We start from the raw sequence: 14,595 nt of genomic DNA on the forward strand, positions 1-14,595 counted from the left end.
GCCCTGCCGCTTGTGATGATTTTCGCGGCAGGATCCCACCGCGATGGACAGCTATATGGTGCAACTGCGAACAAACGTCAAGAAGATTTTGTGCGCTGCACAATGGCAGCTCCGCGCCTCGCGTGCGCCTGACAGGAGAGGCCGCTTCACAATTCCGTTGACCGCTTGTTTACCCTCACGAAACCCCGATGACGCATGTTAGCCTTTCGTCAGCGTCGCGTGGTGGGGCCGCCGTCGCGCTTAATGTATGAGGCCTGCGCTTGCCGATCTTCGCCCTGATCCGCCGTGGTTTGCTGTCGCTGGTGCTGGTGGTTTCGCTGCTCGTGGTCCCCACCACGCCGCCAGCGGTCGCCCTGCCGGCCGACAATCCCCGCTACGCGGCCATCGTGGTCGATGCGGAAACCGGCGAGGTCCTGTTCGCCCGCCACGCCGACAGCCGGCGCTATCCGGCGTCGATCACCAAGGTGATGACGCTCTACCTTAGCTTCGAGGCGCTCGCCGAGGGCAAGGTGAAGCTGGACGACGTCATCACCGTCTCCCCCCGCGCCGCCAGCCAGCCGCCCTCCAAGCTGGGCCTTGCGGCGGGCCAGACCATCACGCTCGACGACGCGATGAAGGCCACCGCGGTGCGCAGCGCCAACGACATGGCCATGGCCATCGCCGAGCACGTCGGCGGTTCGCAGGACCGGTTCGCCGCCCAGATGACGCTGAAGGCCCGCGAACTGGGCATGACCCAGACCCGCTACGTCAACCCGAACGGCCTCCCCGACGCCCGCCAGATCACCTCGGCCCGAGACCTGGCCATCCTCGCCCGCGCCGTGATGCGGGATTACCCGCAGTACTACCGCTATTTCGGGCTGCACGACTGGACCTATCAGGGCCGTCTGTACCGGAACACCAACGGTCTGCTCGCCCAGGGCGGCGGCTACGACGGAATGAAGACCGGCTACATCCGGGCCTCGGGCTTCAATCTCATGGCCTCGGCGGTGCGCGACGGACGCCGGCTGATCACCATCGTCCTCGGCGGCCAGAAGGTGGCCAGCCGCAACGCCCACGTCGCCGAGCTGATGGACACCGGGTTTGAGGTCGAGCGCCTGCGCCGCTCCGGCCAGCCCATCCAGGTCGCCCAGACCTTCTTCGAGCAACGTGGCTTCGGCATCGGCTCGGACAACTCCGGCCCCGTGGAATACGCATCCGCCGCCGATGACAGTGACGAAGAGGGCGGGACCGCCGTCAGCTACGCCTCCCTGCCGGCGCCGCCTCCCCAGCCATCGCGGGTGACGCCGGCCCCGTCCGAAGGCCGCACCGTCGCTTCGCTCATGCGCGCCGAAGGGCCGTCGGACGTCACCGCCTCCCTCAACGGCGCCCCTACGGCGCGGACCGCGCCCTCCCGCCCGCCGGCGCGCGAGACCGCACGCGAGGCCGCGGGGCGCTGGGCCGTCCAGGTCGGCGCCTTCCGCGACGAGACCGTGGCCCGAAACTGGCTGACCGAGGTCAACCGCCGCTTCCGAAGCCAGTTCAGCTCGGCCGAACGCACGGTCCAGAACGCCGAAGGCTGGTACCGCTCGCGCTTCACCGGCATGAGCGAACAGGCCGCCCAGGCCGCCTGCGCCGCCCTCGCTGAACGCCGCGTCACGTGCATGGTCGTCAGGCCGCAGTAGACGTCGCCTTCCAGCCTTGCCCGCCGGCCCCTTTTCCCCTATACGCGCCGCCTTTCCAGGGCTTCGGTCCTGACGCGGAGTTCCAAAGGGTTCGGGAAGTCATTCCGGCCGCCGCTTCAGGATCCATCGTGGGAGAGGACTTACCCGGTCCCCTCGCGCCGACGCCCTACAAGGGAGAACACCGCATGGCTCTTTACGAGCACACGGTCATGTCGCGCCAGGACATCAGCGCGCAACAGGCCGAAGCGCTGAACGACACCATCAAGGGCTTGATCGAGCAAGGCGGCGGTTCCGTCGCCAAGATCGAGTACTGGGGTCTGCGCAACCTGACCTACCGGGTCAAGAAGAACCGCAAGGCGCACTATTCGCTGCTCGCCGTCGACTGCCCGCCCGCCGCCATGGCCGAGGTCGAGCGTCAGCTGTCGATCAACGAGGACGTGCTGCGCTGGCTGACCGTCCGCGTCGAGGAACTCGACCTGGAGCTGTCGCCGCTGCTGGCCCGCCGCGAGCGTGAACGCGAACGTGAGCGCGAGCGCACGCCGCGCGAAGACGCCGTCGAAGCCGAATAAGGAAACCGGAACATGACCGACACCACCGCTCCCTCGCCGGGCGCGCCGGCCGGCTCCGGCCCGGCCCGCCGTCCCTTCTATCGCCGCCGCAAGGTGTGCCCGTTCTCCGGCGCCAACGCCCCGAAGATCGACTACAAGGACGTCAAGCTCCTGCAGCGCTACATCTCCGAGCGCGGCAAGATCGTTCCTTCGCGCATCACGGCCGTCTCCCAGAAGAAGCAGCGTGAACTGGCCAAGGCCATCAAGCGCGCCCGCTATCTGGCCCTCCTGCCCTATGTGGTGAAGTAAGATGAAGGTCGTTCTGCTTGAACGCGTCGAGAATCTCGGCGCCATCGGCGACGTCGTGTCCGTCAAGGACGGCTTCGCCCGTAACTTCCTTCTGCCGCGCGACAAGGCCCGTCGGGCCACGTCGGCGAACCTGAAGGCCTTCGAACTCGACCGCGCCGCCATCGAGGCCCGCAACGAGAAGAACAAGGCCGAAGCGCAGAAGGTCGCCGACAAGATCGACGGCCAGACCTATGTCATGATCCGCCAGGCGGGTGAGACGGGTCAGCTGTACGGATCGGTCGCCGGTCGCGACGTCGCCGAGGCCGTCCAGGCCGAAGGCGGCAAGGTCGAGCGCTCGCAGGTCGTGCTCAACACCGCGATCAAGACCCTGGGTGTCCACGAAGTGCTGGTCCGCCTGCACGCCGAGGTCACCGCCACGGTCAAGATCAACGTGGCCCGTTCGGCCGACGAGGCCGAGCGCCAGGCCAAGGGCGAGGACGTGATCAAGTCCGCCTACGACCAGGACCGCGCGGAAGCGATGGAAGCGGCCCAGGACATGATCGCCGGCGGCGCCGGCCAGCAGGAAGGCCTCGGTTCGGAAGCCTGAACCCGGTCAGCTCGCTGAACAGCGATGAAGGGCGCGTCCTGCCGGGCGCGCCCTTTTTCCATTCCGGAGCGACGACCGTTGCCATGAGGCCGCTCCCGACCTAACTGGGCGCCGGAGGCCCATGACGATGATCCGATCCGCCCTCGCCCTTGCCCTGGTCATGGCGCTGAGCCCGATCGCCGCCTCCGCCCTGGCGCAGACCCGGCCCATGACCGTGCGTGAATTCCTCGCCACCGCCAACCAGCTGCCTCAGAACGCCACGGCCGTGCTCCGGCCCGAAGGCCGCCGCCTGGTCGATGAAGTCAGCCGGGCCGTACACGCGGTGCGGAACGAGCAGACCGCCGCAGTCGCCGCCGGTCGCCGCCCGGCCTACTGCATTCCGGCCCGCGGGACGGGCATCACCCCCGAGGGTCTGCTGGCCCGGTTCAAGGCGCTTCCGGCGCGCCGCCAGGACATCAGCGTGACCCAGGCGATCCGCGAGTGGATGGTCGAGCGACATCCCTGCCCCGCCTGATCCACCGCTGATCTGTCAGGCCTTTTCGGCCCATCCACAGGGGTGTCCCCGTTCATCTGACGGGCAGGCGACTTTTCCGTCCGATTCCGACGTATCGGGAGGTTATGCCTTCGCCGATGAACGCCCTCGCCCCCGTCTCCTTCCCCTCGCCGATGGACCCGTCGTCCATCCCGTCCCTGCCCCACAACCTCGAGGCGGAACAGGCGCTGCTGGGCAGCCTGATGTTCGACAATGCGGTGTTCGAGCGCCTGTCGGACCGGCTGCGCGGCAGCCATTTCTACGAGCCCTTCCACCAGCGCCTCTACGACGCCATCGAGGATCACGTCCGCCAGGGCCTGCTGGCCGAGCCGACCATCCTGATGGAGCGGTTCAAGCAGGATCCGGCCTTCCAGGAGTTCGGCGGCCTTCGCTACCTCGCCGACCTCGTCGACCGCGCCCCTCCCGGCGCCAACGCCCCCGACTACGCCCGCGTCGTCTATGACCTGGCCCTGCGCCGCGACCTGATCCGCATCGGCGGCGAGATCATCAAGGAGGCGCCACAGCCGGAAACGGCCGCCATCGACCAGATCGAGAGCGCCGAACAGCAGCTCTACAACCTGGCGGAAACCGGCAAGCCGTCGTCCGGCTTCGTCAGCTTCTCGACCGCCCTGTCCGGCGCCGTGCAGATGGCGGCCGAGGCCTATCAGCGCGACGGCAAGCTGGCCGGCCTGGCCACCAATCTGGACGACCTCGACCAGAAGCTTGGCGGCCTGCACCCGTCGGACCTCCTGATCCTCGCGGGCCGCCCCTCGATGGGCAAGACCGCGCTGGCCACCAACATCGCCTTCAACGTCGCCCGCAACTACCGCTGGGAGCCGACGCCCGAGGGCCGCAAGACCGTCTCCGGTGGCGTGGTCGCCTTCTACTCGCTGGAAATGTCGGCCGAGCAGCTGGCCATGCGTATCCTCGCCGACGCCTCGGGCGTCTCGTCGGACAAGCTGCGCAAGGGCGAGATCGACGCCGCCGACTTCGGCAAGATTCGCGACGCAGCCGTCGAGATCGGCGAGAGTCCGCTGTTCATCGACGCCACCGGCGGCCTGTCGATGTCCAAGCTGGCGGCCCGCGCCCGGCGGCTGAAGCGGATGGAACACGGCCTCGACCTGATCGTCGTCGACTACCTGCAGCTGATCACGACCGGAGAGTCCAACAGCCAGAAGAACCGCGTGCAGGAGGTGTCCGAGATCACCGGCGGGCTCAAGGCTCTGGCCAAGGAGCTCAGCGTGCCGATCATCGCCCTGTCGCAGCTCTCGCGTCAGGTCGAACAGCGCGAGGACAAACGGCCCCAGCTGTCCGATCTGCGGGAATCCGGCTCGATCGAGCAGGACGCCGACTGCGTCATGTTCGTCTACCGCGAGAGCTACTACCTCGGTCGCGCCGAACCGCGCGAGGGCACCGAAGAGCACCTCAAATGGCAGGAGGACATGGACCGCCTCAAACACCAGGCCGAGGTCGTCATCGGCAAGCAGCGCCACGGCCCGATCGGGATCGTCAAACTGTCCTTCGACGCCGACACGACCCGCTTCGGCAATCTGGCTCACGACGGGCGCTATCCCCAGTCATACGACTGAGGCCACACAGCGTCAGGTTGACTCTCCGGCCAATTCGGGCGGAATGAGCAGGGATCTGCCGCCCCGCCCGGGCGGCCGTTGGGGGGAATCCATGCGTAAAACTGCAATCTGCGCGCTCGCCGCGCTGTCTCTGGGCGCGTGCGTCTCGTACCAGCCGGTCCCGAACGCCCGGCCGCTGAACGCGCAGCACATCGAGGCCATGGGCCCGACCCCCGTCGTCCTGGCCGAGAACAACAGCGGCGTGATGAAGAGCTGGGTCCGGCAGGACTCCTCCGCTGCGGCGGCCTCGCAGGGAATACTGGGGGTGCTGGTCGGCGCCGCCATGGACGGCATCATGAACTACGCCCCGTCGCGCCGCGCCCGTCGCGCCGCCGACGAACTGGCCGAGGTGATGCCGGCCCGGACCCTGACCGATTCCCTGGTCCGGCATTTCAACGGCCAGCTCACCTCTGGCGAGCCTGGCGCCGGCGTGACCGTGTCGGAAGTCCGCACGGTCCAGAAGCTGACATCGCCCGGCGTCGCCGACGACGCCCTCGAGGTGGCGACCGCCTATCTGCTGTCCGAGGACGCCACCACCCTGCAGGTATCCGCGACCCTGACCTACCAGAACGCCGGCATCCCCTATGTCACGCCCTACACCTTCGAGGGCGAGCCGCCGGCGGGCGAGCTCACCGGGCCGCTGTACCGGAACAGCTTCACCTACAGCTCGCGCCAGCTGCCGGTGCCGGTGCTGACGCCCGAGCTGCGCCAGCGCCTGATCGCCTCCATCGAGGACAACCACCGCGACGAGGCGGGGGTCCTTCCCGCGGAAGGAACCGACGGCTTCAAGTCGATGACCCGCGAGTTGGCCGAGGCCCGGGACGACCGGCTGACCAAGGGCGAGATCGCGATCTTCCTGGCGCGCGAGTGGACCCGGGATGACGGCGCCCTGCTCCGCGCCGAGATCGACAACGCCCACGCCTTCATCGCCAAGTACGCGGTGCTCGACATCAACCGCACGGCGATCCCCAGCCTGACCGGCGTCGACGAATTAGTGGAGACCCTGCCCGACGGCCGCACGGTCCGCCGCGGCGGGCCCGGGATCACGGCCGGCTCCTATGTGTCCCTGCCCGGCGAGGTGTCGGACTTCGTCACCTACGGCAATGCGGCGGCGATCGCCGAGGTCAACGAGACCCGCACCCGGAACATCCAGGAAGCGGCGCGGGCCGCCGCCCGTAGCGGACGGTGAGACTCGCGCGCCTCAGCCTCGCCGCGCTCGGCCTGACGCTCCTCGCCGGATGCGTCAGCGACCCGGGCTACGCCCCCATCGATCCGGCGGCGAGGCGCTATTTCGGCTATGCCGACACGCCCAATGGCGCGGGCGGCTACACCATCCGCGTGGTGCTGCCCGAGGGCGTCGAGGATCCGAAATCGGCCTTCGCCCATTGGGAGCGGCGGGCGGCGGAGCTGTGCGGTCCCGCCGGCTATCGCAAGCAGCTGCACACCGCCAGGCGCAACATGATGATGATGCCCGGCTACACGCCGACCGGCTACAGCTACGAGGTGCTGGGCGACGCGTGGTGCAGCGATCCGGCGATGGCCCCGGCCGAACCCGCTGCGGTTCCGACCGCCCCGGCCGCATAGGCCTCGGCTAGCGCAACTCCACCCGGCGCGCGCCCGACGGGATCGCCAGCTCCGATCCGTTCCAGCGCGCGTCCCGTCCGTCGATCCGCACCCGCCCCGGCGGCGCCTCGCCCGCCGGCCACTGCAGCACGAAGCCGCCCGGCGGCGTCGCCCGCCCGTCCAGCGTCAGCACATAGCCGTCCCCGTCCCCGTCCGCGCGCAAATTGTAGGTCAGCGGCCCATAGGGCGTGCGCAGGTTCGTCACCCCGACCCCCTCGCCTTCCAGCCAGGTCAGCGGCGCCCCCGCCGCCAGCACCAGGGCATGGTCCCGGTCGCGTTCGTAGGCCAGCAGGTCCAGGGCCGAGCGGATGTAGTCCGAACTGACCCAGGCGTGGGGCATGTCGCCGATGAAGCGCGGCTCGCGCCTGTCGCGACCGACCACCTCGGCCCAGCCATTCCAGGCCCGCGGCCGCACGTCGGCGAAGTAGAAGTCGAGCGCCCGCAACGCCTCGTCGCGCCGCCCCAGCCGCACCAGCGCCCCGACGTTGCGCAGTTCGTAGGGCGTATAGTCCCGCCACGTCTGCCGGTTCTCCTGCCGGGCCGTGAAATTCTCCCACCATTTGTCGAAGGTGCCCTGCAGAAGGTCCGGCGGCAGGTCATCGGTCAGCCCGGCCGGTGACAGGCCGATGGTCGTGGAGGTGGCGTCGAAATCGCCCCGGTCCGCGGCGCCGGCGATCCAGTCGATGCCGTGCACCCGCGCCGTCGCCGCGATCGAGGCCATGACGTCGGCCTTGAACTCGGCCTCCGACGCCCGGAACCGCGCCGCCGCCGCCTCCTCGCCCAGGGTCTCGGCGATGAACACGGCGTCGCGGTAGCCCAGCAGCCCCCAGAAGTCGTCCCAGTAGGAGTAGGCGGGCCTGTCGGAATAGCCCTCGTGACTGATCGTCGGCGGCAGCAGGCCGAACAGGTGCCGTTTGTCCGACGCCTGGAACTCCGCCGTCCGGGTCGAGGCGCGCAGCTCGTCCATGTAGCGGATCGCGCCCTGCACCTGTGGCCAGACCTCGCGCAGCAGGGCCTCGTCGCCCGTGTACCGATACGTTTCCGCGGCGAGGAAGATGAACTCGCCGTGGCTGTCGTTCTCGGGCACCGGATCGGCGCCCCGGCCGTCAGCGCAGCACGGCACCTTGCCGTTGTCGAACACCAGCGGCGCGAACCAGCGCAGATAGTCCGCCGACAGGCCGGCGTGCCCCAGCCGGTTCAGCCCCTCGGCCATCATCGCGCCGTCGCGAATCCAGCTGCGGTTATAGCTGCGCGTGCCCGGCTGCAGGATCGGCCCCTGCCGCGACATCAGCATGTGCGCCAGCGAGCTGCGCATCACATCCTCGATCCGCTGCTGGCTATCGGGCAGTGTCAGGTCGAACCGGTCCAGCTTCTCTCGCCACGACAGCGCCACCGCCGACTGCACCTCGTCGAGCATGCCCTCGACGGTCCCGGCCTCCCCAGGCAGGGGAGCCAGGGCGCCGCTCATCGGCGCGACCCATGCGACCTGCCGCGTCTGTCCGGGCTGAAGCTCGATCTCGTAGATCAGCGCACCCGCCGCCAACCCGGCGTCGGACACGACGAGACGCTGGCCCGGCGGACGCCGACGCGCCGCATCCGCCAGCAGGCTGTGCGGGTCGGCGCCGGTCGCGAAGGTGGAGGCGGCCACGGCGTCCACAGGCATCAGGGAGCGGATGCGAATGGCGTCGTTGAGCACCAGCTCCTGTCCCGTCCAGTCGACCTGCCGGATCGGTCCCACCCCGCCGGGCGTCGTCAGGAACTGCACGGGCCCGTTGACCTGGAACGGCCGCGCCATCAGGCCCAGGGTGATGACCCTGCGCTCGCCGGTCAGATTGGTCAGGTAGTAGCGGCCGAACAGCCGCGGGTTCTCCGGCGTGCCCTCGGCGAAGGTCTCGATCTTCAGGCTCCAGCCATCGCCGGTCCAGGTGACCTCCGGCATCGGCAGGTCGTCGCCCAGCAGGCCCTGGGTGATGTTCACGTCCGCCCAGGTCACCACCCGCCCGTTGTCGACGACGAACGGTTCGACCGAGGGCCCGCCCCTGCGCAGCTCGATCGCGCCGTCCTCGCCCATCAGGGCGCTCTCGCCACCGCCGTCGACGCCGACCAGGGTCCAGTAGGGCTGCTCGCCGTGGAAGCCGCGCGGATACAGCCCGCGCCGGCTCTCGGCCGCCACCGCCAGCATGAAGCTGGTCGCCGTCTCGCCGAACGACAGGGGCTCGATCTCGAGGGCGTTCAGCGCATAGGCGTTCGCCGCCGCCTGTCCCAGCCGCTGCCCGGCCCCCGCCTGCCCGACCACGCCGCCCTCGTCGCGCGGGGTCAGCAGGTCCAGCCGCAGCCAGCGCGCCGAGGCCTCGGGCGTGCGCAGCCAGTCGACGCCGCCATTGCCCCCGCTCACCGCCGTCAGTTCGCGCCACTCCCGTCCATCCGGCGAGGCCATCAGCCGGTAGTCCGAAGCCGCCATCCGCTCTGCCCAGCGCAGCGTCACGCCGCCGAACTCGCGTTCGTAGCCGAGGTCCAGCGTCAGGCTCTGCGCGCCGCCGCCGGTCGTGCGCCATGCGGTCGCAGGATCGTCGTCGACCGCCCGGGCCGCGACGTTCAGCCCATCCTCGCTTGTCGCGCTCGCCAGCGGCCGGGGCGGCACGCCGGGTTCGGGGGGCAGAGCGCGCAGCTCCAGCTGGTCGACTTCGATCCAGCCCTTGCCGCCCTCCCCGGCCGTGACCACGAATTCGATCCGCTCCGCGCCGCGGAAGGTCCGGTCCGGATTCGGTCCCCACGCCCAGGCGATCTGGCGCTTCTTGATGGTGTAGCGAGTCCACTCCGCATTGGCCCTGAAGCCGCGGATCTGGCGCCAGTGGACGTTGTCGCCCGAGGCGTCGACGAATTTGATCTCCAGCGTGTTCGGCTGCATCTCGCCGCGCAGCCAGAAGCTGATCTCGTAGTTGTCGGGAACCTGCAGGTCGATCGCCCGCGTCGCGAAGGCGTAGCCGGAGACGCCGTTGAAGTCGTAGTCCAGCCGCATCGCCTTGCCCTCGCGGCCGGCCACGGAACTGATCTCCGACGACACGTCCGTCGACGCGTCGGCCGACCACGGCGCCAGCGTCTCGAACGGATCGAGCACGCGCGGTGCCTGGGCGTGAGCCGGGGCTCCGAACACCAGGACGGCGGCGGCTGCGAAGGCGGCGATGATGCGCCGGAGCGGGCTCATCCCTTCACACTGCCCGCGAGCATGCCGCGGATGTAGTAGCGCTGCAGGGCGAGGAAGAGGATCAGCACCGGCGCGACGGTGATCACCGCCCCGGCCATCATCATCTCGATGTCCTGCACGTGCTCGCGCGACAGCGCCGCCAGCGCCACCGGCAGCGTATAGTTCGACTGGTCGGTCAGGATGATCAGCGGCCACAGGAAGTCGTTCCAGCTGCCGAGGAAGACGAACAGCGCCAGGGTCACGATGATCGGCTGCAGCGTCGGCAGCACCACACGACGGAAGATCTGCCCCTCGCTTGCGCCGTCGATCCGCGCCGCCTCCAGCATCTCGTCCGGGATCGACAGCGAATACTGCCGGACCAGGAACAGGCCGAAGATCGAGGCCAGCCACGGCACCAGCGCCCCGGCATAGGTGTTCACCAGCCCCATGCCCTTCAGCATGAGGAACAGCGGCAGGGTGCCGATCTGCGCCGGCACCACCAGCGCCGCCACCAGCAGCTGGAACACCCGCTCCCGGCCCTTGAAGCGCAGCTTGGCGAAGGCGTAGCCCGCCGGAACGGTGAACAGCAGCGCCAGTCCCGTCGCCAGCGTCGCCAGGGCGAAGCTGTTCCACAGATACCGCCCCATGCCCTGGGTCACGAACAGGTCGCGGTAGTGCTCCAGCGTCCACGTCCTCGGCAGCAGTGGCGGCGGGAAGGTCGCCGCCTCCCCCGTCGACATGAAGCTGACCGACAGCATCCACAGCAGCGGGAACAGCACCACCAGCGCAATGAAGGCAACGGCGGCGTTCAGCAGCAGGGCGCGGATGCGGCGGGCGCTCATTCGTAGGCTCCCATCCGCTTCGCCACCGCTAGCTGCACCAGCGTCACCGCCAGGATGCAGACGAACAGGATGAAGGCCACGGCGCTGGCGGAGCCGAGATTCCACCATTTGAAGCCCTCTTCGTACATGAAGTAGAGCACCGTCACGGTCGACTGGGCCGGCCCGCCCTGGGTCATCACATAGGGCTCGGCGAACAGCTGGAAGAAGCCGGCGACCGAGATGATCGACACCAGCAGCAGGGTGGGCGCGATGGCCGGCAGGGTGACGTGCACGAACCGCTTCCACGCCCCCGCCCCGTCGATGCGCGCCGCCTCGTACAGGTCGTCCGGCACGGTCTGCAGGACGGCGAGGAAGATCAGCATGTTGTAGCCGAAGATCTTCCACACCACGAACATCAGAATGGCCGGTATCGAGGTCTCCGGCTGGCCCAGCCAGTCGACTGGCGGCAGGCCGACGCTGGAGATGGCCCAGTTGATCACGCCGTAGCGGGTGTGCAGCAGGTAGTTCCACAGCACCGCCGTGGCCACCAGCGTGGTCACATAGGGGGCGAAGAACATCACCCGCCACAGCGGCCGCCACTTCACCACCCGGGCGTTGAGGATCACCGCCGCCGCCAGCGATGCGGCGATCGACAGCGGCACGCCCAGCACGGCGAACAGGCCCGTGTTCTTCATCGCGCCCCAGAACAGCGGATTGGCGAACAGCCGCTCGTAGTTCTGCAGGCCGACGAAGCGGACGTTGCCGAGGTCGGCCAGGGCGTAGATATCGAAGTCGGTCAGGCTCAGCAGCAGGGCCGCGAACACCGGAATGGCGAAGAACACGCCGATGGCGATCAGCGCCGGCGCCACGAAGCCCCAGGCCGCCCGTTCGCGGGCGCGCGCACCCCCCGGACGACGGCGCGGCAGGGCGGCCGCCTCGGCCTCGGCCTTGGCCATGTTCAGCCGGACGTCGGTCATGCCCGGCCCCGTTCCATCATCCAGCGGCGCTTTTCCAGCAGCCGGTCGGCGCGGCGGTCGATTTCAGCGCCGGCGGCCTCGGGAGTGTATTCGCCGCGCACCATCCGCTCGGCGACGATCTGCATCTCGGTGACGATCCGCTCCCACTCCGGCACCTTGGGCACGGCCTCGGCGCGCGACAGCTGGCCCTTGAAGGCGGCGATGTACGGATCGTTGGCGACCGACGGCGTGGCCCAGGCGCTCTCCCGCGCCGGCAGGTCGCCGGTGATGACGTTGAACCGGGCCTGCACCGCCGGATCGGACAGGTAGCGGACCAGCTTCCACGCCGCCTCCTGGCGCGGCGACGAGCGATAGACCACCAGCGACGACCCGCCCGGCGCCGAGGCGCCCGGCCCGTTCGGCCCCGGCACGCCCGCGGTCATCCAGCGGGTCTCCGGCTTCAGCCGGTTCCTGAACTCGCCGATGGTCCACGGCCCGGAGAAATAGAAGCTGAACCAGCCGCGCTCGAACTCGGTCCAGACGTTGGAGATCTGCGCCGCCGACGCCACAGGCGCGAGGCCCTCGTCGAACAGGCTCTTGTAGAAGGCCAGGGCCGCGACGAACGACGGGCTGGAGAAATTGCCGCGCGTATCCTCTTCGCGCAGCAGCGGCGCCTCGCCCTGCAGGCCGAAGCTCAACAGCTGTTCGAACTCGTTGAGCGGCAGAAGCACCGCATATTTGTCCTCGCCCACGAGCCGCTTGACCGCATGCATGGCCTGTTTCCAGCCAGCCCAGGTCGGCGGCACGGCGCCGTAGCCTGCCCGCTCCAGCAGGTCCGAGCGGTAGAAGACCAGCCGGGTGTCGACATACCAGGGCGTGGCCACCGGCCTCCCGCCGATGCGGTTGGTCTCGAGCACCGCCGGAAATTGATCCGTCAGCAGCTCGGCCGCGAACGCCGGCAGCGGCGAGATGGCGCCGATGGCCGCCATCTCGGCCACCCAGGTATTGCCCACCTGACTGAGGTCCGGCAGCGAGTCCCCGGCGTAGGCGGTCAGCAGCTTCTGGTGCGCCGCCGTCCACGGCAGGGCCTGCACATCGACCTTGATCCCGGGGTTGAGGCGCTCGAACTCGGGCAGGATCTGCGGGACGTTGGTCGCCTCGTTGCCCATCGCCCAGAAGCTCAGTCGGGTGACCCCGTCCTCGCGCCGCCCGCAGCCGGCCAGAGCCCCTGCCGAACCCAGGGCCGCCGCCCCCGCCAGAAGGCCGAGCGCCGCCCGTCGATCCGGCTGCGGCTGCCTCATGCCCGGTCCAGCCAGCCGCCGGCGAATCCGGCCCGCTTCAGGCCGCGCACGAGATTGGGCTCTTCGCGCATCCGCCGCCACACGGAGTCGGACCGGGTGTTCTCGATCATGATCACGATCGGTCCCTGGTCGATGCCCAGATAGTCGCCGTCCACCCAGCCCACGCCCGGCACGATCCGCCCGTGCTGCAGCCGCCTCTGCCGCTCGACGAGCGTCGGGTTGAAGGAGTCGAGGAAGCCGAACTCCGTATAGATCCCTGACCCGTAGCGGGCCTTCATCGCCTTCAGGCAGGCGGTCACCTCGGCGGGCGCGAACGGCATCGAGCCCATGGCCGCCGTCGGCGCGATGGTGCCGTCGTCGCGGTCGCCTGGTCCCCGCGCCGAATAGCTGAAGAACTGGCGTTCCCGCCCGCCGATGGACTGCCTGAAGTCACCGGGACCGTCGCAGGCGGTCAGGCCCCAGACATCGGCCGAATAGCCTGCCCAGCCCATCGGATTGTCGATGGCGTATTTCCGCTGGGCCTCGACCGCGCGGACGCTGTTCTGGAAGTAGTCGAACGGCCCGATCTCGGCGGATCTGGCGCGCATGAACGGGTCGCGGATGCCGCGGAAGTCCACGAACATGTGGCTGTACTGGTGCCCGAACAGCGGGGCGAACGCCAGGTGCGCCGGCCCCCAGTGATCGGTCCAGCTCCGGTCATAGACGCTGCACCACTCGTCCCACACCGCGGCCGGAACCGGATGGGTCGGGCTTCCGATGGCCAGCAGCAGGACCAGCATGCCCTCGTTGTAGATGTGCCAGTCGGCCTCGATGAAGCCGGTCTCAGGATGCCAGCCCATCGAGATGCGGTTGGGCCGCACCACCGCCCAGTCCCACTCGACCCGCTCGTAGACCGCCTGGACCAGCCTCCGGATCTCCGCCTCGTCGGCATGGTCGCCATCGAACCACTGCGCCGCGAACAGCATGCCGCCCAGCAGCAGGGTGGTGTCGACGGTCGACAACTCGGTCCGGCCGAAACGGTGGCCGGTCTCCATGTCGAGGAAGTGGTAGAAGAAGCCCTTGTAGCCGGTCACGCCCGTCGCCTCGGGCCCCTGCGGCGCGTCGTGGAAGAAGCGCACTGTGTTCAGGGTGCGCGCGCGCGCCTCCTCCCGGCTCATCCAGCCGCGCTCGACCCCGATCGGCCAGCAGGTCAGGGCGAAGCCCACCGCCGCCACCGAACAGAAGGATTTGGTCGGCCACCGGTCCGGCGTCAGGCCCGTTTCGCGCGGCGTCACATGGGTGAACCAGTCGAAGGTCCGCTTCTGCAGTTCATCGATCTCGGGATCGATCCGCGGGGGCGGCGAACTCAGGTGGTTCCGGCCCTGTTTGATCGCGCAGCCAGACAGCCCCAGCGCCCCGACCCCGGCGACCGTGGAACCCATCAGAAACCGGCGGCGATCCATGGGC

The 14,595-nt window shown here is 69.2% G+C and carries 13 protein-coding genes; 8 read left to right on the forward strand and 5 right to left on the reverse strand.

Going from position 1 to position 14,595, the window contains the following annotated elements; genetic code table 11:
• Window positions 1–260: 260 nt before the first annotated feature.
• From VEA62_RS05540 to VEA62_RS05575, 8 genes are all read left to right on the forward strand, one after another.
• Window positions 261–1,661, forward strand: a complete 1,401-nt coding sequence (locus VEA62_RS05540) for a D-alanyl-D-alanine carboxypeptidase (RefSeq protein WP_324819449.1) — start codon at window positions 261–263, stop codon at window positions 1,659–1,661.
• A 185-nt stretch (window positions 1,662–1,846) separates the two neighbouring features.
• Entirely contained in the window at window positions 1,847–2,230 is a 384-nt protein-coding gene (gene rpsF / locus VEA62_RS05545; protein ID WP_324797287.1) for a 30S ribosomal protein S6, read from the forward strand.
• Between the two features lie 12 nt (window positions 2,231–2,242).
• Entirely contained in the window at window positions 2,243–2,518 is a 276-nt protein-coding gene (gene rpsR, locus VEA62_RS05550) for a 30S ribosomal protein S18 (protein ID WP_168048961.1), read from the forward strand.
• A gap of 1 nt (window position 2,519) precedes the next feature.
• Window positions 2,520–3,104: a 50S ribosomal protein L9 gene (gene rplI / locus VEA62_RS05555; protein ID WP_324819451.1), complete on the forward strand. Its 585-nt coding sequence runs from the start codon at window positions 2,520–2,522 to the stop codon at window positions 3,102–3,104.
• Between the two features lie 127 nt (window positions 3,105–3,231).
• Window positions 3,232–3,618, forward strand: coding sequence for a hypothetical protein (locus tag VEA62_RS05560; RefSeq protein ID WP_324819453.1), 387 nt, complete (start codon window positions 3,232–3,234; stop codon window positions 3,616–3,618).
• A gap of 116 nt (window positions 3,619–3,734) precedes the next feature.
• Window positions 3,735–5,225: a replicative DNA helicase gene (locus tag VEA62_RS05565; RefSeq protein WP_324819455.1), complete on the forward strand. Its 1,491-nt coding sequence runs from the start codon at window positions 3,735–3,737 to the stop codon at window positions 5,223–5,225.
• A gap of 91 nt (window positions 5,226–5,316) precedes the next feature.
• Entirely contained in the window at window positions 5,317–6,453 is a 1,137-nt protein-coding gene (locus VEA62_RS05570; protein ID WP_324819457.1) for a hypothetical protein, read from the forward strand.
• Window positions 6,450–6,848, forward strand: coding sequence for a hypothetical protein (locus tag VEA62_RS05575; protein WP_324819459.1), 399 nt, complete (start codon window positions 6,450–6,452; stop codon window positions 6,846–6,848). The genes VEA62_RS05570 and VEA62_RS05575 overlap by 4 nt, the downstream gene beginning before the upstream one ends.
• Before the next feature lie 7 nt (window positions 6,849–6,855).
• On the opposite strand, the gene VEA62_RS05580 is transcribed toward VEA62_RS05575, so the two are convergent.
• From VEA62_RS05580 to VEA62_RS05600, 5 genes are read right to left on the reverse strand one after another with little or no spacing between them, the layout of a single operon-like run.
• On the reverse strand, window positions 6,856–10,092 hold the full coding sequence (locus VEA62_RS05580; RefSeq protein WP_324819461.1) for a discoidin domain-containing protein: 3,237 nt from the start codon (window positions 10,090–10,092) through the stop codon (window positions 6,856–6,858).
• Window positions 10,089–10,913 (reverse strand): carbohydrate ABC transporter permease, encoded by an 825-nt coding sequence (locus tag VEA62_RS05585; protein WP_324819463.1) that lies wholly within the window; start codon window positions 10,911–10,913, stop codon window positions 10,089–10,091. Before VEA62_RS05585 ends, VEA62_RS05580 begins: the two co-directional genes overlap by 4 nt.
• Window positions 10,910–11,869, reverse strand: a complete 960-nt coding sequence (locus tag VEA62_RS05590) for a sugar ABC transporter permease (RefSeq protein WP_324819465.1) — start codon at window positions 11,867–11,869, stop codon at window positions 10,910–10,912. The genes VEA62_RS05585 and VEA62_RS05590 overlap by 4 nt, the downstream gene beginning before the upstream one ends.
• The gene (locus VEA62_RS05595) at window positions 11,866–13,149 is read right to left on the reverse strand and encodes a sugar ABC transporter substrate-binding protein (protein WP_324819467.1); all 1,284 of its coding nucleotides are present in this window, start codon (window positions 13,147–13,149) and stop codon (window positions 11,866–11,868) included. Before VEA62_RS05595 ends, VEA62_RS05590 begins: the two co-directional genes overlap by 4 nt.
• Entirely contained in the window at window positions 13,146–14,591 is a 1,446-nt protein-coding gene (locus VEA62_RS05600) for a glucoamylase family protein (protein ID WP_324819469.1), read from the reverse strand. Before VEA62_RS05600 ends, VEA62_RS05595 begins: the two co-directional genes overlap by 4 nt.
• Between the last annotated feature and the right edge of the window lie 4 nt (window positions 14,592–14,595).

Origin of the sequence: Brevundimonas sp. (genome assembly GCF_035627475.1) — a bacterium.
Classification (GTDB): domain Bacteria; phylum Pseudomonadota; class Alphaproteobacteria; order Caulobacterales; family Caulobacteraceae; genus Brevundimonas.

Bases quoted from the DNA above. Each gene is read 5' to 3' on its own strand.
- rplI (WP_324819451.1), top strand. From the start codon at position 2,520: ATGAAGGTCGTTCTGCTTGAACGCGTCGAGAATCTCGGCGCCATCGGC.
- VEA62_RS05580 (WP_324819461.1), bottom strand. From the start codon at position 10,092: ATGAGCCCGCTCCGGCGCATCATCGCCGCCTTCGCAGCCGCCGCCGTC.
- rpsR (WP_168048961.1), top strand. From the start codon at position 2,243: ATGACCGACACCACCGCTCCCTCGCCGGGCGCGCCGGCCGGCTCCGGC.
- VEA62_RS05585 (WP_324819463.1), bottom strand. From the start codon at position 10,913: ATGAGCGCCCGCCGCATCCGCGCCCTGCTGCTGAACGCCGCCGTTGCC.
- VEA62_RS05600 (WP_324819469.1), bottom strand. From the start codon at position 14,591: ATGGATCGCCGCCGGTTTCTGATGGGTTCCACGGTCGCCGGGGTCGGG.
- rpsF (WP_324797287.1), top strand. From the start codon at position 1,847: ATGGCTCTTTACGAGCACACGGTCATGTCGCGCCAGGACATCAGCGCG.
- VEA62_RS05565 (WP_324819455.1), top strand. From the start codon at position 3,735: ATGAACGCCCTCGCCCCCGTCTCCTTCCCCTCGCCGATGGACCCGTCG.
- VEA62_RS05560 (WP_324819453.1), top strand. From the start codon at position 3,232: ATGATCCGATCCGCCCTCGCCCTTGCCCTGGTCATGGCGCTGAGCCCG.
- VEA62_RS05570 (WP_324819457.1), top strand. From the start codon at position 5,317: ATGCGTAAAACTGCAATCTGCGCGCTCGCCGCGCTGTCTCTGGGCGCG.
- VEA62_RS05590 (WP_324819465.1), bottom strand. From the start codon at position 11,869: ATGACCGACGTCCGGCTGAACATGGCCAAGGCCGAGGCCGAGGCGGCC.
- VEA62_RS05595 (WP_324819467.1), bottom strand. From the start codon at position 13,149: ATGAGGCAGCCGCAGCCGGATCGACGGGCGGCGCTCGGCCTTCTGGCG.